Origin of the sequence: Burkholderia sp. LMU1-1-1.1 (assembly GCF_040675865.1) — a bacterium.
GTDB lineage: Bacteria > Pseudomonadota > Gammaproteobacteria > Burkholderiales > Burkholderiaceae_D > Rugamonas.
On sequence record NZ_JBEGHG010000086.1, the window covers coordinates 238904 to 259118 of the forward strand.

A 20215-nucleotide genomic window follows, 5' to 3' on the forward strand; every position below is an offset into this window, starting at 1 on the left:
CTCGCCGCAAGGGGGCGATTTTATTTGCGCGTCGCGGGCCTCGGTCCCCGACGCGTTTTTTTTCGCGCCAAGCCATTGGTGAATTTCGAAAAGGGGGCTGCGCAAATTCACACTGTTGCCAATGAATAAAGCGAGTAGCATTCCGACCATTATCGGAGAACATAATAATGAGACATTTACGTGCGGCCACCCTGGTCGCGTTGCACCTTGGGGGCCTGGCGGCCGGCGCGGCCCATGCGGACCAGCTGACCGCTGCGGTCAAGGTGACCGGCGGCGAGATCGCCGGCACGCGCGCCGGCGCGATGCGGGCCTATCTGGGCGTGCCGTTCGCCGCGCCGCCGGTCGGCGCGCTGCGCTGGCGGGCGCCGCAGCCCGTGGTGCCGTGGCAGGGCGTCAAGCAGGCGACGGGCTATGCCCCCGCCTGCGCGCAGACCGCCGTGTGGGTGGCCAATCCGAAAAGCGAGGACTGCCTCTACCTCAACATCTGGTCGCCCGAGAAAGCCGCGAAGCTGCCGGTGATCGTGTGGATACACGGTGGCGGCTACTACGGCGGCACCGCCGCGCAGGGCGGGTTCGACGGCGGCAACCTGGCCGGGCACGGCGCCGTCGTCGTCACGCTGAATTACCGCCTCGGCATCTTCGGTTTCTTCGCCCACCCGGAACTGTCGGCCGAATCGCCCGACCATGCCTCCGGCAACCAGGGCCTGCTGGACCAGATCGCGGCATTGCGCTGGGTCAAGAGCAACATCACGGCCTTCGGCGGCGATCCGGAGCGCGTGGCGATCGCCGGCGAGTCGGCCGGCGGCACGTCGGTCGGGGCGATGGTGGTCTCGCCGCTGGCGAAGGGGCTGTTCCAGCGCGCCATCGCCGAGAGCGGCTATGCCGCCGTGCCGCTCGACGCCGCCGACACCACCCACCTGGACCGCCGGCGCGCCGAGGCGCAGGGACTCGCGTTCGCGCAAGGACTGGGAGCGCGCGACCTGGCGCGGCTGCGCGCGATGAGCGTCGCGGACTTGCAGAAACCGGCCTGGTCGCCACAGGCGATCGTCGATGGCCACGTGTTGCGCGAAGATTTGAGCACGACCTATCGCCACCACCGTCAGAACGACGTGCCGCTGCTGGTCGGGTGGAACGCCGAGGAGGGCAAGGACCTGGCGCCGGAGATCCTGGGCACCGGCGATTTCACGGCGGCCAGCCACCGCGGGCTGGTGACGAAGTTGCTCGGCTACGCGCCGTCCGACGCCTTGATGGCGCGCTATCCGGGCGCCACCGATGCCCAGGCCAAAGCCTCCATCGATCGGCTCACCAACGACTGGTGGGGCTGGGGCAGCCTGTACTGGGCCAAGCTGCAAGCCAGGCATGGCCGCGCGAAATCGTACGCGTATTTCTTCGCGCACCAGCCGGCCGAACCAGCGACACCTTGCGGTTATGGCTGCGGCGCCGGCCACGGCGCCGAGATTCCGTACGTGTTCGACAATCTCGACAAGGATGGGCGCGCGTGGACCAGGTCGGACCGCGAACTGGCGGCGCGGCTGGCCCGGACCTGGGTCAATTTCGCCGCCACGGGCGGTCCGGAAGGGAAGGGCTTGCCGGCCTGGCCCGCATACGATGGCGGCAACGCGTCGGTGATGCGCATCGGCAACGACACCGAACTCAAACGCCATCCCTTGCCCGACTTCTCGGTGTTTCCCCCGATGGAAAAATAGTCTGTGCCCTAGCTCGATCCTGTCTAACTCTTGCCCAATCCTGTCGCCGTAGAACAATGTGCTGGCGGAATCCACGCGCGCACGGCTAGACTGGCAAGGTGAGATTCCGGGAGCGCCAGTGAAAGCATTAGAGTTGAAGGACCGTCCAGCCAGCGAGCACACCTTGCCCGTGCGACAGCGCATCCTGGCCGATTGCGCGCGGCTGGACTGGCGGGCGCCGGTCCTTGAGACCGGCGTCCCGGGCCTGACCTTGTATCGCGTGACCGAACAGTCCGCGCCGTTTTCCAGCATCTACGAACCCAGCGTTTCCTTGATCATTCGTGGCCGCAAGCGGGTGGTGGTCGGCGCCGAGGTCCTGGATTATGACGAGTCGAACTTCCTGCTCACGGCGATCGATTTGCCGACGACGGTGCAGATCCTCGACGCCAGCGACACCGAGCCCTACTACGCGGCCCTGCTGCGGCTCGACCTCGAGTGCTTGCGACGCATCATCGTGCAGCACGATGTGCGCGCCGTCGAGCCCCAGCGGGTCGGGATGGCCATCGCGGTGGGAACCGCCACGACCGGGCTGTTCGACGCGCTGGCCCGCCTGATCGGCTTGATGGAGACGCCGCGCGACATTCCCTTTCTTGCCATGCACATCCACGAGGAGATCCTGTACCGCTTGCTCAGCGGCGAGCAGGGCGCATATCTGCGGCGCATCGCGCTGTCCGGCACGCAGACCAACCGGGTGGCGACGGCGATTTCCTGGCTCAAGCAGAACTACATGGCGCCGCTGCGCGTCGAGCAGCTGGCCGAGATCGCGCGGATGGGCGTGTCGACCTTGCACCACCATTTCCGTGCCATGACGGCGATGAGCCCGCTGCAGTATCAAAAGCACTTGCGCCTGCACCACGCGCGGGAATTGATGCTCAGCGAGGCGGCCGACGCGGCCACCGCCGCCTTCCGCGTCGGCTATGAAAGCCCGACCCAGTTCAACCGCGAATACCGCCGCATGTTCGGCGCGCCGCCGATGCGGCACATCAAGTCCATCCAGCAACTCGACGATGTTCAAGCCAAGCCGTACGGGTTGGCGGGCACTGCTGATTAGGATTGGGAGTTGACCGAGATGCCGGCGCGGGAGGGCGAAAAAAAAAGCCCGCCGCGGCGAGCTTTTTTCAGTCCGTCACCGGATCCCGGGGATTAGAACTGGTTCATGGTGTTGTCCTTGCCGGCCGCTTTCAGCGCGGCCTCGCCGCTGAAGTAATCCTTGTGGTCGTCGCCGATGTCCGAGCCGGACATGTTCTGGTGCTTGACGCAGGCGATGCCCTGGCGGATTTCCTTGCGCTGTACGCCGGCCACGTAACCGAGCATGCCTTGCTCGCCGAAGTATTCCTTGGCCAGGTTGTCGGTCGACAGCGCGGCGGTGTGGTAGGTCGGCAACGTGATCAGGTGGTGGAAGATGCCGGCTTCGCGGGCAGCGTCGGCCTGGAAGGTGCGGATCTTCTCGTCGGCCGTGATCGCCAGTTCGCTCTGGTCGTATTCCACACTCATCAGCTTGCTTCGCTCGTAGGACGACACATCCTTGCCCGCTTCCTTCATCGCGTCGTACACCTGCTGGCGGAAGTTCAAGGTCCAGTTGAACGACGGGCTGTTGTTGTAGACCAGCTTGGCGTTCGGGATCACCTTGCGGATTTCGCTGACCATGCCGCCGATCTGCGAGATGTGCGGTTTTTCGGTTTCGATCCACAGCAGGTCGGCGCCGTTCTGCAGCGAGGTGATGCAGTCGAGCACGCAACGCGCCTCGCCGGTGCCGGCGCGGAACTGGAACAGGTTGCTTGGCAGGCGTTTCGGACGCAGCAGCTTGCCGTCGCGCTTGATGATGACGTCGCCGTTGCCCAGCGCGTCGGCCGACACTTCCTCGCAATCGAGGAAGGCGTTGTACTGGTCGCCCAGGTCGCCCGGCTTGGCGGTGACGGCGATCTGCTTGGTCAGGCCGGCGCCCAGCGAGTCGGTGCGGGCGACGATGATGCCGTCGTCCACGCCCAGTTCCAGGAAGGCGTAGCGGATGGCGCGGATCTTGGCCAGGAAGTCCTCGTGCGGCACGGTGACCTTGCCGTCCTGGTGGCCACATTGCTTCTCGTCGGAGACCTGGTTCTCGATCTGGATGCAGCAGGCGCCCGCCTCGATGAATTGCTTGGCCAGCAGGTAGGTCGCCTCGGCGTTGCCGAAGCCGGCGTCGATGTCGGCGATGATCGGCACCACGTGGGTGACGTGGTTGTCGATTTTCTCCTGGATGGCGGCCTTGGCCGCGCCTTCGGCGGCGTCCAGTTCACGGAACAGGCCGCCCAGCTCGCGCGCGTCGGCCTGGCGCAGGAAGGTGTAGAGCTCCTTGATCAGCGCGGTGACGGCGGTTTTCTCGTGCATCGACTGGTCCGGCAGCGGGCCGAACTCGGAGCGCAGCGCGGCGACCATCCAGCCCGACAGGTAGAGGTAGCGGCGGTCGGTGCTGTTGAAGTGCTTCTTGATCGAGATCATCTTTTGCTGGCCGATGAAACCGTGCCAGCAACCCAGCGACTGGGTGTACTTGGACGAGTCGGCGTCGTAAGCGGCCATGTCGGCGCGCATGATCTTGGCGGTGTACTTGGCGATGTCCAGGCCGGTCTTGAACTTGTTCTGGGCGCGCATGCGGGCGGCCGACTCGGGATTGATGGCGTTCCAGGCGCTGCCTTGTTGTTCTTTTAAAGCGGCAACAGCCTTGATGTCGTCTTGGTATTGGGACATGTGTATCTCCTGAAAGAAAAAGCGCGTTTGGGAAAATCGTCGAGTTCCGCTGTGGTTTCAATCGCGAACTCCATGACTAAATAGTAGGGTATTTTGGTGCGTTGCATCAAGGTCTTATATAAGACATATGACATAAATTTATCCTTTTTATTTCAATGACTTGGATAATAAATTTTGGCATGTGAAACCAATTTTCAAAAAATGATATGGCCGGCCCCGCTGGAATTGCGGCGCGATCCCGCGATGTGAAACGGGTTTTCAGCTGCTGAGTAAAACGGGGGCGCGGAGCCCGCGCGGCGGCCGCGCGCATATCGAAACCCGTATCGGCGCCGGAAAAAATGTGATTGGAGGGATTTTCGGGCGCCCATTAGCATGGCTTGGCAATAATAAAAATCGACACGCGCGGTTCGGAGCCGGGGTCCTCCCGATAAGAACGGTTTCATGCATTGCTCCGGACTACCTGATGACTATCCTTGGAGACAATAATGAAACGTATACTTTTATGGCTGGCGCTGCTGGCCTGTTTGGCCGGCTCCGCCTTGTCCGCGCACGCCGCGATCACGATGAACACCAGCGTGCAGTACAAGATCAAGAACGCCGCAAGCGGGCTGGTCCTGGGCATCGACGGCGCCAGCCAGGCCGCCGGCGCCAAAGTGGTCCAGTGGGCCGACAACGGCACCGCCGACCACCTGTGGCACTTCATGCCGATGGGGAATGGCGAGTACAACGTCGAGAACATGCTGACGCACCAGGTGCTGGGCGTGTCGAGCGCCTCCACGGCGGACGGCGCGCAGATCGTCCAATGGGCCGACAGCGGCACGCGGGACCACCTGTGGACCGTCACCCAGGCCGCCAGCGGCAACTTCCTGATCCAGAACGTCAACAGTGGCAAGTATCTGGAGGTGTTCCAGGCCAGTAACCTGAACACCGCCACCATCGACCAATGGGGCTTGACCGGCTGCGCCTGCCAGGAATGGCAGCTGGTCAATACGCAGGTGCGTCCGTATCCGGTGCCGCGCGCCGTCGCCGGCGAGGGACGGTTCGTCCACGATCCCTACATGCTCAGGGATGGCAACGGCACATATTGGCTGTACGGCAGCCACCAGACCCTGGCCACATCGACCGACCTGACCAACTTCACGCCGTACACCAACTGCACCACGACGCAGAAGGGCGGCTATGCGACGTGCCCGTCGATCGGGCCGGACTTCCCGTCATGGAGCGGATTGCAGACGCCGAAGGGGTGGAACAACGGCGCCAACACCGACATTTGGGCGCCGAGTTTGATGGTGGTGAACGGCACGTATTATCAGTACTACTCGATTCCCTACCTGCCAAGCACGGAAGCCAAGGCGGTGATCGGCGTCGCCACCAGTTCCGCGCCGCAGGGACCGTGGACCGACAAGGGATTCGTCACCAAATCCTGGACCAGCAACGACACGCCACCGGCCGGTTTCACGAAGACCACCGACAACGCGATCGATCCGGCGCCGTTCCGCGATGCCAGTGGCAACTGGTGGATGACGTGGGGCTCGTGGACCGATGGCCTGCATCTGATGCAGCTGAATCCGGCCACCGGCCTGAAGTCGACCACCAACACCAACGTCTATACGATCGCGCGGCGCGGTTCGCCGACATCGGCGGTGGAGGGACCGTTCATTTATTACTACAACGGCTATTACTACTTCTTCGCGCCGATTAACGTTTGCTGCAGCGCTACGTCGCCGTACCGGACCGTCGTGGGACGTTCGACCAGCGTGACAGGGCCGTATGTGGATCGGGGCGGGGTGGCGTTGACGGCGGGTGGTGGGACGATATTGGTCAGCACGCACGGAAATGTGATCGGTCCCGGTGGCGGGAGTGTGTTCACCGATGCGGGGAATAACAATCGGCCGACGTTTGTTTATCACTATTACGATGGCAATAACAATGGTCGGCCGACGTTGGGGATTAATCCGATTGGCTTCACGGCCGATGGCTGGCCGTATTTGATCGCGAATTAAGTCTTGGGTAATGCGCCGCCTGCGCATGCTTTGATGGCGGCGCATGCATGGCCGATTACGGCGTTCCGCCTAATCCGCCCTACGTGGATCCGTGGAACGCGGAGGTCGCGGGCCACGGCGTGTTACTTATAGCTTAGGATGAGCAGTGATACCGCTTGGCGGGGGAGTTGCATCTTCACCAGGGCGCTGCCGTTCGCCGTTTTGACCGTCGATGTCGCCCCTACCTGCGCGAGTTCGCTGGCCTTGTGGAGCTCGGCGATTTGCGCCGGCGTAGGATTGGCCGGCGCGCCCATGCGCTTCCACGCGGTGTAGGAATTGCTGGTGTCGTTGTCGACCCGGTAGTGGCGCAGCCGCACCTGCTTGGCGGGGATGCCGGCGATGCGCAGTTCCACCGGCGAGCCGGCGTCGATGACGTCGTCGTCGTGGTAGTTCCACACCATCACCGCGATGCTCTTTTTGTCCCGGGTCGCCAGCGCGTTGATGTCGGTGCGCGGGCCGCGCACGCCATCGGCCATGATGCGCGCCGCGTCGTAGGCCTGGTCGCCGCCGACCGCCACCCGCTCGCCACCCATCATGCCGAACATGCGGAACACGTTCAGCACCGGCTTGTTGACGCCGTTGGTGGCGAGGTCGCGGAAACCGGCGAACCAGGGCTGGTCCTCGAACTCGAACGACCAGTTGACGGCGCCGATCAGATTGACGCCGCGCCCGGCGGCCAGATCGAACTCGCGCGCGATCGATGCCGCCGTGTAGCTCGAATACAGGGTGCCGTTGCGGTAGGCGTTTTCCGGGTTGGTCCGCATGCCGCAGGCGGCACAGCCTTCCGGATCGGATTCGCCGATGATCACCGGAATGCCTTTGAGCTCGGGATATTTTTCAACCAGTGCGAAGCCCTCGTCGAGGCGTTTGAAATGGGTGTTCATGCCCATCCGCACCACGCCGTCGACCAGCTTGGGCGCGCCCTTGGCGTGGAAGGCCACGAAGTCCAGCGGCGAACCGGTCTTGCCGGTCGCGTAGTTCTTGCCGCGCAGGACGTGCTCGAGGAAATCATCCATGAAGCGTCCTGCGCCGGCCGTGTGCGGCCCGCCCATGCGCGCCGTCGGCAGCGCGCGCTTGACGGCGTCGGCCGCGTAGTCGTACATCTTGAAGTATTCGAGCTTGGTGTCCGGCGCGATCAGATAGTGGCCGTCCGGCTCGTTCCACACTTCCCAATACCAGCTCTCCACTTCCTTCTGCCCGTAGCGCGCCACGCTGTGCTTGACCCACTGGTAGATCAGCTCGGCCCACTTGTCGTAGTCGTTCGGCGGCGTGGCCCAGCCGGTCATGATTTCCTCGTAGCGCGTGCCGGGCTGCCAGCGGTGCTGATACGGGTGCGGGCGTTGCGACAGCGCCTGCGGCATGAAGCCGATCTGCGCCAGCGGCTTCATCTTGCGCTCGATATAGGTGTCGAAGATTTGGTCGATGATGGTCCAGTTGTAGACCGGCTTGCCGTCCTTGTCCTCGCTGTACATATCGGTCGAGCCCCATTTGAGCGCATAGCTGCCGTCGCCCGAGGTCATCAGGTTGTGTGCGCGCACATACACCGGGACCGGGCTCAGGGCCGCGATATCGCTGAGCAGCTTCTTGCCGTTGGGCGCGGTGGTGTAGTTGGGTTCGTCGTAGCCGAACCAGGCCCAGATCGGCGTCATCGGCCCCTGGACCTTGGCCGCGTCGACGGTCAGCTTGACCGGGGCCGCATTAGCAGGGGAGGGGGAGGCGGCAATGCCCAGCTGCGCGCTGGCCGCGAGGCTCAGGGCGGCAAGTAGTCTCTTCATATTATTCTCTCGTCGGAACGGGGTGGTTCGGCGACGGTAGGCCGATCCTGTGCGGCGGTCCAATGAAATTTCCACCTGCTGATATACCGAATTGGATATCGCAGCGGCAGGGCGCCGCCAGCTAGCCACCTGCTAGTACAGGTCGTGCCGTACCGAGTGGTCGTAGTGCTGGTTGATCTGTTCGATCTGCGCGTCGTCCATGCCCGCTTGGGGATGGTCGCGTTTGCCGAGCGCGGCGATGATCTTGCCAACACTGGGCAATGCGGCGGGAGCAAGCTGGGACTCGGCGCGCCATAGTTTCGCGCGGTTGACGGCCTTGCCGCAGTGGAGCAGCACTTGATCGATCCGGACCACCGTCGCGGTCTTCGGCAGGCGATCGCCTTCGGCCAGCCGCGCCAGCAATGCAGGCTCGGTCGACAGCTCGCCCCTGCCGTTGATGCGCATGAAGATCTCCAGTCCCGGGAAGATGAACAGCATGCCGAGGCGGCCGTCCCGTTCGATGTTGCGCAGCGATTCGATGCGGTTGTTGCCCGGCCAATCGGCAAAGGCGACGGTGTGCGCATCGAGCGCATGCACGAATCCGGCGGGTCCGCCGCGCGGCGACGCATCCAACCCTTGCTCGCTGCCGGTGGCCAGGCAGAAGAACGTCGCCGCCTTCAGATACTCCAGGTGGAAATCGACCAGGTGGTCCAGCACCGCCTTCTGGATCATTTCGGAGGGTGGCGCGTACAGGGCGTCGAGATCGACGGTTCCCTCGTTGACGGCTAGCTTGTCCATGGTCTCTGGTAATTCTCCTGCTGCACTCATGCTTTTGCTCCCTGGTTGCTCAAGGCCCCAGATTAATGCGATTTTGGTGGCGGCTGTACACCATCCACGCCATTCAATGTCAAAATGCGGCCATGCGCAAAATATCCATCAATCGCCACGCCAGCAATTCTTCGGAAGGTCCTGTGGTGTTCGTCGTCGAGGGCAGCCAGGAAGAAGAGCTGGTCACCGAGGCGCACCGGCATTCCCGGGGCCAGTTGTTCGCGTCGATGCAAGGGCTGTTGTCCGTCGGCGTGGAGGACGGCGTGTGGATCGTGCCGGCGATCCACGCGGTGTGGCTGCCGCCGCATCATCTCCACTCGGGCCGCTCGCACGGGCCGTTTCACGGCTGGAGCGCGTACGTCGCGGAGGAGGCGTGCCATGATTTGCCCCGGCAACCCTGCACGATCCGCACCTCGGGCCTGCTGAGGGAAGCGGTACTGCGCGCGAGCACCTGGCCGGAAGGGGAGTGGAGCGAGCAAAAGCGGCGCATCGTCGAAGTCATCCTCGACGAGATCAGGACCCTGCCGGTCGAGCCCTTCGGCCTGCCGCTGCCGACGGATGCCAGGCTGCAAAAGATCGCGCAAGCGCTGATCACAGACCCGGCCGACGATCGCGATCTGGAGGCCTGGGCCGCCTGGGCGGCCATCGGCGCGCGCACCTTGAGCCGGCGTTTTGTCGCCGAGACGGGATTTAACTTCACCGCGTGGCGGCAACGGGCAAGGTTGATGCGGTCGCTGGAAATGCTCGCCGACGGCATGCCGGTGCAGGCGGTCGCGTTCGATCTGGGCTATTCCAGCGCGAGCGCCTTCATCAGCCTGTTCAAGCGGACCTTCGGCCAAACGCCCGCCGCCCACGGGCGCGGCCGCTGAAGCGCCAGCCGTTCAATCACGTCTTCCGCGACAGGTCGGCCGCCTTCATCAGCCGAGCCAGTTCGACCGCGTTGGCCTGCATGCTGCCGGCCGCGCTGGCCGCCTGCTGCACCAGGGCCGCGTTGAGCTGGGTGACCTGATCCATGCCGGCGATGACCTGGTGCACGTGCGCGATGCCTTCGCTCTGCTGCTGGCTGGCGGTGGAGATCTCGCCCATGATATCGGCCACCTGCTTGACCGAGTTCACCAACAGCTCCATGGTCTGGCCGGTTTCGTCGACCAGCTTGCCGCCGGTCTCGACCTTTTCCACCGAGGCGCCGATCAAGTCCTTGATTTCCTTGGCCGCGCTGGCGCTGCGCTGCGCCAGACTGCGCACCTCGCTGGCGACCACCGCGAAGCCCCGGCCCTGTTCGCCGGCGCGCGCGGCCTCCACGGCGGCGTTCAGCGCCAGGATATTGGTCTGGAAGGCGATGCCGTCGATGACGCCGATGATGTCGACGATCTTGCGCGAACTTTCCCGGATCGCGCCCATCGTTCCCACCACTTGCGACACCATTTCGCCGCCCCTGACGGCCACCGACGAGGCGGCCACAACCAGTTGCTGGGCTTCGCGGGCGTCGGTGGCGTTTTGCTTGACCGTGCCGCTGAGGCGGTCGATCGCGGCGACCGTCTCCACCAGGCTGGCCGCCTGGGACTCGGTGCGCGCGGACAGGTCGTTATTGCCGGAGCTGATTTCGTGCGCGGCGGCGGTGATGGCGTCGATGCCCACCTGGGCCTGCTCGACCGTGGAGCGCATGCTGTCGAAGCTGCGTTGCACGGCTTGCTGTCCCCGGGCGGCGTCCAGCTGGTTCTTTTTCAACGTGACGGCGAGGTAGCAAAGCGCGGCCGATTCGATCACCACATAGGTCGCATGCACCAGGATCATTCCGAACCGGGGCTTGCTCAGGCACATGACGCCGTAGCCGAGCTCCTGCAACTGATTGAACGACAGATGATGCAGCGCCACGGTGGCGGCGGCGGCGATGATGACGCGCCAATCCTGATAGAACACCAGGAAGGCCAGCAGGACGAAGATGCCGAAATGCAGCTCCTCCATGCCGTTGGCCTGATGGATGTTCAGCGCGCAGAACACCATCATCGACACGCCGACCGACAGTCTGGTGACCAGGGCGTGCGGGTGGATGAAGATCAGCGCGGACGGGATCAGCGCCGCCGTCGCGCCCACCAGCATCGCGGCCTTCCAGGTGTCGTGCCAGGCGGCCAGCCCGAGTGAGAAGCCGAACAGGAGCCACAGCACGGGCAGGAAAAACTTGTTGACGGTGCTGATGTGGTGCTGCTGTTGCGCTAGCAGATAGTCGGTGGGCATGGCGGTTCCTGGGATGGCGCTTGCCACCGTCCCTCCAGGTGGTCACGCATTGAGACTTATAGTACTTTCATTTTAATGTCGCCTGGAAATTTTTAGCAATGTTTGCCGGTTGATAAGCGGGGGACCTTGCGCTGAACGCGTAGGCTGTCGGTTTTTAGCGTCAGTTTGTATGGGACAACGGTGGCCGCGCCTGCGTCAACACCAGCCGTTGTTGCGATACCAATTCACGGTGTCGGCCACGGTCTGTTCAAGCGGCCTGAACTTCAGCGCGAGTTCGCGCTCGCTCTTGCGGTGGTCGAAATGGGTGCGCCCGGCTTCCTTGACCATCAGCCGCACGGTGGCCAGGCTGAGCAGGATAGGCTTGCCGCTGACGCGGGCGTACAGCTCCTGCACCGCCGCCAGGGCGTACAACAGCGGCAAAGGCAAGGCGCGCGTGGGCGTTTTGACGTTCGCGATCTTGCCCAGCAACGGCACCAGCTGGCGCATCGTCATGTGGCGTCCCGCCGCCAGATAGCGCTCTCCGCGTTGCCCGCGCAGCGCCGCCGCGATATGCGCCTGCGCCACGTCGCGCGCGTCGACCACCGAAAAACTGCCGGGCACCAGTCCCGGCAACTTGCCCCGCACGACGTCGTTGACGAATTGACCGGACGACGTCGGGCCGATGTCGGCCGGGCCCCACATCCAGCCGGGCAGCACCAGGCTGGCATGCATGTCCGGATGGCGCGTCAGGAAGCGCAGCACGGCGTGGTCGGCCATGATCTTGCTGCGGTAATAATCGTCGGCATCGCCCAGTTCGCGCAGGCAGGTTTCGTCTATCGGGGCGCCCGGTTCGCCATTGAGCACGCCGATCGACGAGGTTTGGACAAAGCGCCGGACGCCGGCGGCATAGGCCTGCTCGATCAGCGTTTCGGTGCCATCCACATTGACGCGCTTGAGTTCCGTCCAGTGGCTGCCGCCCTTGTAATTGTCCCGAAAGAAGGCCGCCGTGTGAAACACGACGTCGCACCCTTGCAGCTTGCCGGCGAAGGCGGACACATCGGCCATGTCACCCGCCACCAGCTCGACCCCTGCCAAATCCGCGAATTGTTGCCGGCCCTTGTCGAACGAGCGTACCAAGGCCTTGACGGCGACGCCGCGCCAGACCAGTTCGCGCACGAGGTTGTTGCCGAGCAGGCCGGTGGCGCCGGTGACGAACGCGGACTTCAGGATGGTGTTGTTTTCCATTTCAATTGATTTCAAAGTTCAGTTGAAATCTAGTTTGATGGATGGACATCTGGATGTCAATTGATATCTGGATTTTGCGTTATCTGGAGTTCGTGTGATATCTTGGTCGCCATGAATGCATCCACACCAAGAAAGCGGCTGAGCCGCGAGGAAAGCCAGGCCCAGACCCGCACGCGTCTGATCGAGACCGCGCGGCAGCTGTTTGTCGAGCACGGCTACGGGGGAACATCGATCCGCGACATCGCCGATGGCGCCGGCTTCTCGCAGGGCGCGTTCTACTCGAACTTCGCCAGCAAGGAGGAGGTGCTGCTGGAATTGCTGAAAGGGCATATGGAGGCCGAGGGCGCGCAGCTTTCGCAGGTCATGGAAAGCGGCGGGCGCACGGCTGAACAGATATTCGCGGAGCTGGAATCGTGGGCGGCCACGCTCAACGCCGATGCAAGCTGGTCCATGCTATCGATCGAACTGCAACTGCACGCCAACCGCAGCCCGACGTTCGCGGCCAAGTACCAGACCGTATGGGAGGCGCACCGGGCCAGGCTCGGCGGCGTGATCGGCAAGTTGTTCGCGACCTTGGGACGTACGCCGCCGGCCGAACCGGAGGAGTTGGCGGCCGCCTTCATGGCGCTCACGCATGGCCTGGCGCTGCAAGGAATGGGGAACCGGCCCGATCCGTCGGGACGGTTGATCCTGGTGTTTTTGCGCGGACTCGTCGCCGGCGCCGGGTTGGCGGGCGCGACGCGATAGCCGTGGCAGGCCGTTGCCTCAGGCGGCCCGCAGCTCGCCATACAGCGCAAGGTACTCCTGGCTGAGCTTGTGGTTGCGGTCGAGGTGGATCATGGGCAGATTGCGCTCGTGCGATTCGCGGATGCGGATCGAGCTCGACAACTTGTTGTCGAACACGGGCAAGCCTTCCTCCTTGAGCTGTTCGACCATGCGCCGCGGCAGCGATGCTCGCGGTTGAAACTGGTTGACCACGATGCCCTCGATGTCCAGATCGGCGTTGTGGTCGGCCTTGATCTCCTTGATGTTATTGATCAGGGTGTACAGGGCCTGGCGCGAAAAATCGTCGCAGTCGAATGGAATCAGGCAGGTGTCGGCGGCGATCAGGGCGGACTGGCTGAAGAAATTATAGGCGGGCGGCGTGTCGACGAAGATTTCGTCATACTCCTTGTCCAGCTCGCGCAACAAATCGCGCAGCTTGTAGATCTTGTTGCGTGATTCCAGCTTCGATTGCAGGTCGCCCAGTTCGGGGTGGGCGACGATGACGGACAGGTTGTCGAACGGCGTCGGGTGGACGTAATGGCCGGGCGGCTGGGCGAACTGGCTGAAGCTGAGCACTTGTTCGAAGTAGGCGCCCAAGGTCGGCGCCACCGCGTGCGCCGCCGCGCCCAGCACGTAGCGGCTGGAATTGCACTGCGGGTCGATGTCGATCAAGAGCGTCCGCTTCCCCTGGCTGGCCGCGATGGCCGCCAGGTTCACCGCGATCGTCGATTTGCCCACACCACCTTTTTGATTGAAGATCACCCGTTTCATAGCTCGCCCATGTAGTGATGGAAATGCCATCATTCTAGAGCAAAGACCAAGTCGGGGAATGACATCGGTCGGATACGGGCGGCCTGTTGTTAGAATGCGTGCTTTACTCATCCTTTGGAGCCGCAATGACGCGCATTCTTCCCCTGTTGCTTGGTGGCCTGTGGAGCTGCGCCGTCATGGCGCAGGACGTGGTGACGATCGGCGTGGCGGGGCCGCTGTCGGGCGAGATCGCGCATCTGGGCAAGGCGATGGAGAATGGCGTGGCGCTGGCGATCGAGGACTTGAACACCCGTGGCGTCACCATCGGCGGCCGCAAGGCGGTCTTCAGAATGCAGAGCGAGGATGACGCGGCCGATCCGAAGCAGGGCACGGCCGTGGCGCAGAAGCTGGTCGACGCGGGCGTGAAGGCGGTCATCGGCCACGCCAACTCCGGCACGACCGTGCCCGCCTCGCGCATCTACAACGCCGCCGGCATCGCGCAGATTTCGCCGTCCGCCACCACCCCCGCGTACACCCGGCAGAAGTTCCCCGGCGCGTTCCGCGTGGTGGCCAACGACAACATGCTCGGCCGCGCGCTGGGCCGCTACGCGGTGGGAGAACTGGGCGCGCGCCGGATCGCCGTCATCGACGACCGCTCCGCCTACGGGCAGGGCGTGGCCGACGAATTCGTCAAGGGCGTCGAGGCGGGCGTGCCGGGGCTGAAAGTCGTCGGCCGCGAATTCACCACCGCCAAGGCCAGCGATTTCAGCGCCATCCTGACCCGCATCCGCGCGAAGAAGCCGGATTTGGTGTTCTTTGGCGGCATGGACGCCACCGCCGGGGGCGTGCTGCGCCAGATGAAGGCGCTGGGCATGTCGTCGCCTTTCATGGGCGGCGACGGCATCTGCACCGAAGCGCTGCCCACGCTCGCCGGCGGGAACGTGCGCGACGGCGCGGTCTACTGCGCCGAGGCCGGCGGCATCGATGCCGCGCACGAAAAAGCCGTCGCCGATTTCGTGGCCCGCTTCCACGCGCGCTTCCACAGCGACATCCAGACCTATGCCCCGCACGCCTACGACGCCACGATGACGGTGGCGGCGGCCATGCGGCAGGCCGGTTCCACCGATCCGGTCAAGTTCCTGCCGGTGCTGCGCCAGATCCAGTACCCCGGCCTGACCGGCACCATCCGCTTCGACGCCAACGGCGATCTACGCGACGGCGCGTTGACCGTTTCGACCTATCGCGCCGGCAAAAAAACCAAGCTGATCGTGCTGCGCTAAGTCGAACAAGGATTTTCAATCCCTGTCGCAGCCACCGCCACGCTCGCCTTGACGGCGTACATCGCCTGATCCGCATGCGACATCAACGCCTGCCGATTGTCGCCATGGTCGGGATAATGCGCCAGGCCGATGCTGACCGAGGCCCGCAGTTCGCTTTCCGCGCCCACCTCGATCGGCGCCGTCAGCGCCAGGTGTATCTTCTCCATCACCAGCTCGGCGTCCGAGGGCAGGGCGATATTTTCCAGCAGGATCACGAATTCATCACCGCCCAGGCGCGCCAGCGTGTCGGTCGTGCGCAGGCACGAAGTGATGCGGCGCGCGACCTGCTGCAGCAGCCGGTCGCCGCATGCGTGACCGTGGCGGTCATTGACGTGTTTGAACCCGTTCAGGTCGATGAACAACAAGGACATGCCCTCCTGCTGGCGTCGGGCACGGCCGAGAGAGGTGTCGAAGCGGTCCTGGAACAGGCGCCGGTTTGGCAGGCCTGTCAGTTCATCGTGCATGGCCATGAAACGCATTTGCGCATGCAGCCGCTGGCGCTGGATGGCGGCGGCGAGTTGGTGCGCCACGAATAGCAGCAAGTCGCGTTCGCGGACCACGTCGCAGGCGGCATGGATTTCGGTGCGCAGCACGATGGCGCCTATGATGCCCTCGGTCGTCGTCAGCGGTACCGCCAGCGCCCCGCCCGTCATGGCGTCCGCCGCAGCCCGCAACCGCGCCGGCAGGACTTCGGTGGTGCCGGCCAGCAGCAGCGGCGCGCCGCGCCGGACCACTTCCTCGCATAGCAGCTGCATTAAGGCCGCGTCGGGGGCCGTGCCATGGCCCGCGTGATAGGTGAAGCGCGGTTGTTGGCCGGCCGTGTCGAGCAGGGCGACGCCAAACCCTGAGGCGGGCAGCAGCTCGACGAGTATCTCGTGGCTGCGCTGAAACAGGTGTGCCAGGTCGTCGCTCGCATACGCCGCCTCGGAGATGGCGTAGAGCACCGACTGCATCGCTTGGGCCTCCTTCAGGGCCGTTACGTCGCGCGCGACCGCCACGCGCAGCTGATCGGGCTCGGACCAGCGCGCCGACCACATGATGTGGACGATGCTCCCGTCCTTGCGCAGGTAGCGGTTTTCGAAATTGATATGGGACTTGCCATTCATGACGTTCTGCGCCGCAGCCAGCGTGCGCGCACGGTCCGCGGGCGCGACGAAATCGATCATGGCCTTGCCGATCATTTCCTGTGGGGTGTAGCCGAAGATACGTTCGCTGGCGGCGCTGACGAACACGAAACGTCCGCTGATATCGACCATGCAGACGGCGTCGAGCAGGAGGTCGGTAAAGTTGGACACGGGGACGGCTACGCTGGGTTCCATATGTTCATTCTAACGGGCTATGTGCCGGAAAAGGACGAAATCGCAGCGATGGCGGTAAACAAGAGGCCCACGCAACGTCGCTGGCGGCAGCGGCACGGCCAAGGTTGAGGTGATGCAGGTGGCGGCGGCTGGTTTGACCCGCGCATGAGCGTTCGCGCCTCTTTGGGAACTTGTCTATTACGGTAATTTATCCATAAAGAAAATTGAAATCTCTTTTTGTGTTTATGGCAATACAACACTAAAACACAGTATGATGTCTCCCCGCCATCGCCATTCAACCCCCACTGGAGAAACGCGTGCAAGGAGATCTGTTCTCATCGTTGCTGCTGCCGCTATCGCTGGCCCTTATCATGTTTTCGCTGGGACTGGGCCTGACGCCCGCCGACTTCGGCCGCATCGTGCGCCAGCCGCGCGCGCTGCTGGTTGGCGTGGTCTGCCATTTCATCCTGCTGCCGCTGGTCTGCTTCGCTATGATCAAGGTCAGCGGCATGGCCGGCGTGTTCGCGGTCGGATTCATGATCCTCGCGGCAAGTCCGACCGGCACCACGTCCAACCTGCTGACCTATCTGGCGCGCGGCGATGTGGCGCTGGCGCTGAGTTTCACCGCCGTGGCGAGCGTGCTGACCATCTTCACCTTGCCGCTGATCGTCGCGTTCGCGCTGGACCACTTCGCCGGTTCGGCGCAGACGGTGCGCGCGCCGGCTGGGATGATGATGGCGCAGATCTTCATCATGCTGGGCCTGCCGGTGGCGATCGGCATGTTCGTGCGCCACCAATGGACGGCGCGCGCCTTGCGCATCGAGCCGGTGGCGACCAGGATCGCCACGGTGCTGTTCATCATCATCGTGCTGGGCGCGGTGTCGAAGAACTGGGCGGCGCTGCGCGACAACTTCGGCACCCTGGCGCCGTTCGCCATTTCGCTGAACCTGCTGATGCTGGCGATCGGCTTCGGCGTGGCCCGGCTGGCTCGCCTGTCGCGCCAGCAGTCGGTCACGCTCGGCATCGAGACGTCGGTGCAGAACGCGACCTTGGCCATGGTGATCGCCAGCACCGTGCTGAAGCAGGATCAGATGGCGGTGCCAGGCGCGCTGTACGGCGTGCTGATGTATGCGGGTGGCTTGCTGTTCGCCTGGTTGATGCGGCGCCAGGCGCTGAAGACGACGGCGACGCTGCGCTAGGGCCAAAACACAACGCTCCCGGGAAGGACGTTTCAGGTCATCGCCCGTGCCAGCAACGCGTGATAGCCACGGTGCAAATGAGTTGGTCTAGCGTTGTGGTTGGTTTTGCGTCGTCGCCGCGCCGTTGGCGGAGAAAAGTGCAGCTAGCAGATTTTATTAGCGGTAAGATCCCAGCCGCCGCCTGTATGTCCTGCGGCGCCGCCCGCGATCTTTTGCTGCGTGTATTTCCAGTTGGCCTTCGAAAACTTAAGACCGACGTGCTCAAATAGTAGTTCGCCTTCGTGAATCGCCGGAAAGACCCCACCGATCAGCACGTTTTCCAGTACGATTTCGAAATATTTGATGCGGTCCCCGTTTCCGTCCGCGCGCATGAACTCCAGCTTTGCCTTCGAGATGGTTCTTCCTGTCGAACAGGTCTGAAGCAAGATGGGAGACGAAAGGTCCGCGAGTTTGGTGATGACGACCTCGCCGTGCTCACAGCGCTCGGCGGTATGCCCGCCTCCGGTGGATGTTGTCGCCGATTTTGGCTGCAAAACCGACCAGGCCGCGCTCCGGCACTCGATCCATTGCTCGTGACCGTCATCGGCCGACTCGCCCTGAATTCCATCGATGTGAAGATAAACGTCGATTGCCATTTCGCCTCCGTTGATGACATGTATGTCTTGATATCGAAAGATGATTGTCGCCCCGAACTCGTCCGAGTTTGCTGCGCCTTGTCAATTAAGGAACGCGGGCGGAGAAGGCAATCTGCTCCATCAGCAAGTTGGGGATAGCGAAATCTTGAGAATGCTCATTGTCCGCCTACCTTTCGCTGTTAGTGTCGAGCTTCTATCGACGGCAAGTCCATATTGCGATCAGGAGGAGTTCATGGCCACTTCCGCAGTTCTATCAAATCCCAATGCGAATCTTTCGCTCAGCAACGAGGCTCGGAGCCGCATGCGGCATCAGCGTGAAGGCGTTGTGCGCGGATACTACAATGATGGTCGTGGAAACCGGGGCCATTGTAGCTACGGAATCGGCATTTTGGCGCATCGCGGCCCTTGTACCGCAGAGGAGTTAGGAAGGCCGTTGACGAGCGCGCAGATCGAAGCGTCATTCGCAGGCGCGGTCCGTGAGGCGGAACAAGCGGTCAGGCGCAATGTCACCAACCGGCAGCTGACGCAAGCACAGTTTGATGCCTTGGTGAGCTACACTTTTAATACGGGCGCGCGCGGGGCGCGGGAGACTTTTCAGCGTATTGACCGAGGTGATATGCGAGGCGCTGCGAATCTCATCATGAGTAACACGTATTCGACTCAACGCGGGCGCCGCGTATTCATGCCAGGATTGGTCCCGCGCCGACGCGAAGAAAGCGCCCCGTTTTTGGAGGCGCGTTAATCATGGCGCGCTTTTTGATTTTCGCTGGCTTGCTTGTTCTCGGTGCCACTCATGCCGTTGGTGGCGAGATTCGCTCCGCATTGACAGGGCGCTGGACGGTGACGGGCACTGCCGACGCGCAAGAAACAACTTCACTCTCCAGTGATGAAGTCGATAAGCTGACCGGCACCGAACTCGTTGTCACTGCTGAATCCGTGCGATTTTCGAACGAGACCTGTGACAAGCCGATATTCATGCTGACTCGTCATAGTACGGCCAGCTTTTTTCGACGTGAATACAAGATAGACCCGATCCATTTGCGCCTGCCTCATCTGGTCACCGAGATTGAGATAGTTTGCCAAGCGCCTTCGCCAATCAGCTTCGTCTATTTCAAGGACAAAAGGCATGTTGTCTTTTTCTGGAAAGGCTTTTTTCTGAACGCGGAAAAACGGATTGAGGGCAAGCCTTAGGCCGCGAGGGTGCTCCAAGTTCGGCGGCGCTGGCCTGGGCCGCCAAGCGTGGCATCCGCATTGGCTTCATCTAGCCTGGACAGCCGCAGCAGAACGCCTATGTCGAGCGCTATAACCGCACGGTGCGCTACCATTGGCTGGTCGATTACCTGTTCGACACGCTCGATAAGATCCAAGATTTTGCAACCCGCTGGCTGTGGACCTGCAATTACGACCGACCCAACATAGCACTTGGTGGCATCGCCCCAAGCCCCAAATTCAGGATAAAAATAGGTCGTAAATTCGATATCGAGGTCGATGTCCGGGCAATTGTTCTTATTGCGCTATTTTCATTTATTCCCGCCTGATCGGACAACCCCCATGGCCAAGTATTAGGGCTTGAGTCTGATACCGATATTGGGGGCTAGGCGAAGGAGTTGCGACCGGAAATAGACCGGACACGAGGACTTTCTGTTCCGCAAACAAAAACGCCGATCTGCATGGATCGGCGTTTCGTCAAGGATGTT

At 62.9% G+C, this 20215-nt stretch carries 17 protein-coding genes and 1 pseudogene; 10 read left to right on the forward strand and 8 right to left on the reverse strand.

The window, feature by feature from the left end; all coding sequences use genetic code 11:
* Nucleotides 1-167: 167 nt before the first annotated feature.
* Nucleotides 168-1706 carry a carboxylesterase/lipase family protein gene (locus MRBLMU1_RS32270; protein ID WP_363510746.1) on the forward strand — a complete coding sequence of 513 codons (1539 nt, stop codon included), beginning with the start codon at nt 168-170 and terminating at the stop codon, nt 1704-1706.
* Nucleotides 1707-1824: 118 nt separating this feature from the next.
* A complete protein-coding gene (locus MRBLMU1_RS32275; protein ID WP_363510749.1) occupies nt 1825-2796 on the forward strand; it encodes an AraC family transcriptional regulator in 972 nt (323 codons plus the stop codon).
* Nucleotides 2797-2888: 92 nt separating this feature from the next.
* On the opposite strand, the gene MRBLMU1_RS32280 is transcribed toward MRBLMU1_RS32275, so the two are convergent.
* The gene (locus tag MRBLMU1_RS32280; protein WP_363510752.1) at nt 2889-4469 is read right to left on the reverse strand and encodes an isocitrate lyase; all 1581 of its coding nucleotides are present in this window, start codon (nt 4467-4469) and stop codon (nt 2889-2891) included.
* Nucleotides 4470-4954: 485 nt separating this feature from the next.
* Between MRBLMU1_RS32280 and MRBLMU1_RS32285 the strand changes: the two genes are divergently transcribed.
* On the forward strand, nt 4955-6472 hold the full coding sequence (locus MRBLMU1_RS32285) for a family 43 glycosylhydrolase (RefSeq protein WP_363510755.1): 1518 nt from the start codon (nt 4955-4957) through the stop codon (nt 6470-6472).
* 122 nt (nt 6473-6594) lie between these two features.
* Here the strand turns inward: MRBLMU1_RS32285 and MRBLMU1_RS32290 are convergent, their stop codons facing one another.
* Together MRBLMU1_RS32290 and MRBLMU1_RS32295 are read right to left on the reverse strand one after the other, a co-directional pair.
* Complete coding sequence (locus MRBLMU1_RS32290; RefSeq protein ID WP_363510757.1) at nt 6595-8286, reverse strand: GH39 family glycosyl hydrolase; 1692 nt, start codon at nt 8284-8286, stop codon at nt 6595-6597.
* 132 nt (nt 8287-8418) lie between these two features.
* A complete protein-coding gene (locus MRBLMU1_RS32295) occupies nt 8419-9063 on the reverse strand; it encodes an MSMEG_1061 family FMN-dependent PPOX-type flavoprotein (protein WP_363510760.1) in 645 nt (214 codons plus the stop codon).
* 122 nt (nt 9064-9185) lie between these two features.
* Between MRBLMU1_RS32295 and MRBLMU1_RS32300 the strand changes: the two genes are divergently transcribed.
* Nucleotides 9186-9962: an AraC family transcriptional regulator gene (locus tag MRBLMU1_RS32300; RefSeq protein WP_363510763.1), complete on the forward strand. Its 777-nt coding sequence runs from the start codon at nt 9186-9188 to the stop codon at nt 9960-9962.
* Nucleotides 9963-9978: 16 nt separating this feature from the next.
* Here the strand turns inward: MRBLMU1_RS32300 and MRBLMU1_RS32305 are convergent, their stop codons facing one another.
* A complete protein-coding gene (locus tag MRBLMU1_RS32305) occupies nt 9979-11328 on the reverse strand; it encodes a methyl-accepting chemotaxis protein (protein WP_363510766.1) in 1350 nt (449 codons plus the stop codon).
* Nucleotides 11329-11523: 195 nt separating this feature from the next.
* A complete protein-coding gene (locus tag MRBLMU1_RS32310; RefSeq protein ID WP_363510768.1) occupies nt 11524-12552 on the reverse strand; it encodes an SDR family oxidoreductase in 1029 nt (342 codons plus the stop codon).
* Nucleotides 12553-12663: 111 nt separating this feature from the next.
* Between MRBLMU1_RS32310 and MRBLMU1_RS32315 the strand changes: the two genes are divergently transcribed.
* Nucleotides 12664-13299, forward strand: coding sequence for a TetR/AcrR family transcriptional regulator (locus MRBLMU1_RS32315; RefSeq protein WP_363510771.1), 636 nt, complete (start codon nt 12664-12666; stop codon nt 13297-13299).
* Nucleotides 13300-13317: 18 nt separating this feature from the next.
* Here the strand turns inward: MRBLMU1_RS32315 and MRBLMU1_RS32320 are convergent, their stop codons facing one another.
* Nucleotides 13318-14088 (reverse strand): ParA family protein, encoded by a 771-nt coding sequence (locus MRBLMU1_RS32320; protein WP_363510774.1) that lies wholly within the window; start codon nt 14086-14088, stop codon nt 13318-13320.
* Nucleotides 14089-14213: 125 nt separating this feature from the next.
* Between MRBLMU1_RS32320 and MRBLMU1_RS32325 the strand changes: the two genes are divergently transcribed.
* Nucleotides 14214-15347 carry a branched-chain amino acid ABC transporter substrate-binding protein gene (locus tag MRBLMU1_RS32325; RefSeq protein ID WP_363510777.1) on the forward strand — a complete coding sequence of 378 codons (1134 nt, stop codon included), beginning with the start codon at nt 14214-14216 and terminating at the stop codon, nt 15345-15347.
* Here MRBLMU1_RS32325 and MRBLMU1_RS32330 read toward each other — a convergent pair.
* Nucleotides 15344-16705, reverse strand: coding sequence for a diguanylate cyclase domain-containing protein (locus MRBLMU1_RS32330; RefSeq protein ID WP_363510780.1), 1362 nt, complete (start codon nt 16703-16705; stop codon nt 15344-15346). The genes MRBLMU1_RS32325 and MRBLMU1_RS32330 overlap by 4 nt on opposite strands.
* Before the next feature lie 296 nt (nt 16706-17001).
* Here MRBLMU1_RS32330 and MRBLMU1_RS32335 point away from each other — a divergent pair, with 296 nt between their 5' ends.
* Nucleotides 17002-17883, forward strand: coding sequence for a bile acid:sodium symporter family protein (locus MRBLMU1_RS32335; protein WP_414646142.1), 882 nt, complete (start codon nt 17002-17004; stop codon nt 17881-17883).
* A gap of 143 nt (nt 17884-18026) precedes the next feature.
* Here the strand turns inward: MRBLMU1_RS32335 and MRBLMU1_RS32340 are convergent, their stop codons facing one another.
* The gene (locus MRBLMU1_RS32340) at nt 18027-18518 is read right to left on the reverse strand and encodes an Hcp family type VI secretion system effector (protein ID WP_363510783.1); all 492 of its coding nucleotides are present in this window, start codon (nt 18516-18518) and stop codon (nt 18027-18029) included.
* 232 nt (nt 18519-18750) lie between these two features.
* Between MRBLMU1_RS32340 and MRBLMU1_RS32345 the strand changes: the two genes are divergently transcribed.
* The 3 genes and pseudogenes from MRBLMU1_RS32345 to MRBLMU1_RS32355 all read left to right on the forward strand — a co-directional run.
* Nucleotides 18751-19260 carry a lysozyme gene (locus MRBLMU1_RS32345; RefSeq protein ID WP_363510786.1) on the forward strand — a complete coding sequence of 170 codons (510 nt, stop codon included), beginning with the start codon at nt 18751-18753 and terminating at the stop codon, nt 19258-19260.
* A gap of 2 nt (nt 19261-19262) precedes the next feature.
* Nucleotides 19263-19709: a hypothetical protein gene (locus MRBLMU1_RS32350; protein ID WP_363510789.1), complete on the forward strand. Its 447-nt coding sequence runs from the start codon at nt 19263-19265 to the stop codon at nt 19707-19709.
* 17 nt (nt 19710-19726) lie between these two features.
* Nucleotides 19727-19966 (forward strand): annotated as a pseudogene (locus tag MRBLMU1_RS32355) (integrase core domain-containing protein); the annotation flags it as partial.
* Nucleotides 19967-20215 lie beyond the last annotated feature (249 nt).

Coding starts and splice junctions, on each gene's coding strand:
- MRBLMU1_RS32295 (WP_363510760.1), bottom strand. CDS start 9,063: ATGGACAAGCTAGCCGTCAACGAGGGAACCGTCGATCTCGACGCCCTG.
- MRBLMU1_RS32340 (WP_363510783.1), bottom strand. CDS start 18,518: ATGGCAATCGACGTTTATCTTCACATCGATGGAATTCAGGGCGAGTCG.
- MRBLMU1_RS32325 (WP_363510777.1), top strand. CDS start 14,214: ATGACGCGCATTCTTCCCCTGTTGCTTGGTGGCCTGTGGAGCTGCGCC.
- MRBLMU1_RS32270 (WP_363510746.1), top strand. CDS start 168: ATGAGACATTTACGTGCGGCCACCCTGGTCGCGTTGCACCTTGGGGGC.
- MRBLMU1_RS32285 (WP_363510755.1), top strand. CDS start 4,955: ATGAAACGTATACTTTTATGGCTGGCGCTGCTGGCCTGTTTGGCCGGC.
- MRBLMU1_RS32290 (WP_363510757.1), bottom strand. CDS start 8,286: ATGAAGAGACTACTTGCCGCCCTGAGCCTCGCGGCCAGCGCGCAGCTG.
- MRBLMU1_RS32280 (WP_363510752.1), bottom strand. CDS start 4,469: ATGTCCCAATACCAAGACGACATCAAGGCTGTTGCCGCTTTAAAAGAA.
- MRBLMU1_RS32350 (WP_363510789.1), top strand. CDS start 19,263: ATGGCGCGCTTTTTGATTTTCGCTGGCTTGCTTGTTCTCGGTGCCACT.
- MRBLMU1_RS32345 (WP_363510786.1), top strand. CDS start 18,751: ATGGCCACTTCCGCAGTTCTATCAAATCCCAATGCGAATCTTTCGCTC.
- MRBLMU1_RS32310 (WP_363510768.1), bottom strand. CDS start 12,552: ATGGAAAACAACACCATCCTGAAGTCCGCGTTCGTCACCGGCGCCACC.
- MRBLMU1_RS32305 (WP_363510766.1), bottom strand. CDS start 11,328: ATGCCCACCGACTATCTGCTAGCGCAACAGCAGCACCACATCAGCACC.
- MRBLMU1_RS32320 (WP_363510774.1), bottom strand. CDS start 14,088: ATGAAACGGGTGATCTTCAATCAAAAAGGTGGTGTGGGCAAATCGACG.
- MRBLMU1_RS32330 (WP_363510780.1), bottom strand. CDS start 16,705: ATGGAACCCAGCGTAGCCGTCCCCGTGTCCAACTTTACCGACCTCCTG.
- MRBLMU1_RS32315 (WP_363510771.1), top strand. CDS start 12,664: ATGAATGCATCCACACCAAGAAAGCGGCTGAGCCGCGAGGAAAGCCAG.
- MRBLMU1_RS32300 (WP_363510763.1), top strand. CDS start 9,186: ATGCGCAAAATATCCATCAATCGCCACGCCAGCAATTCTTCGGAAGGT.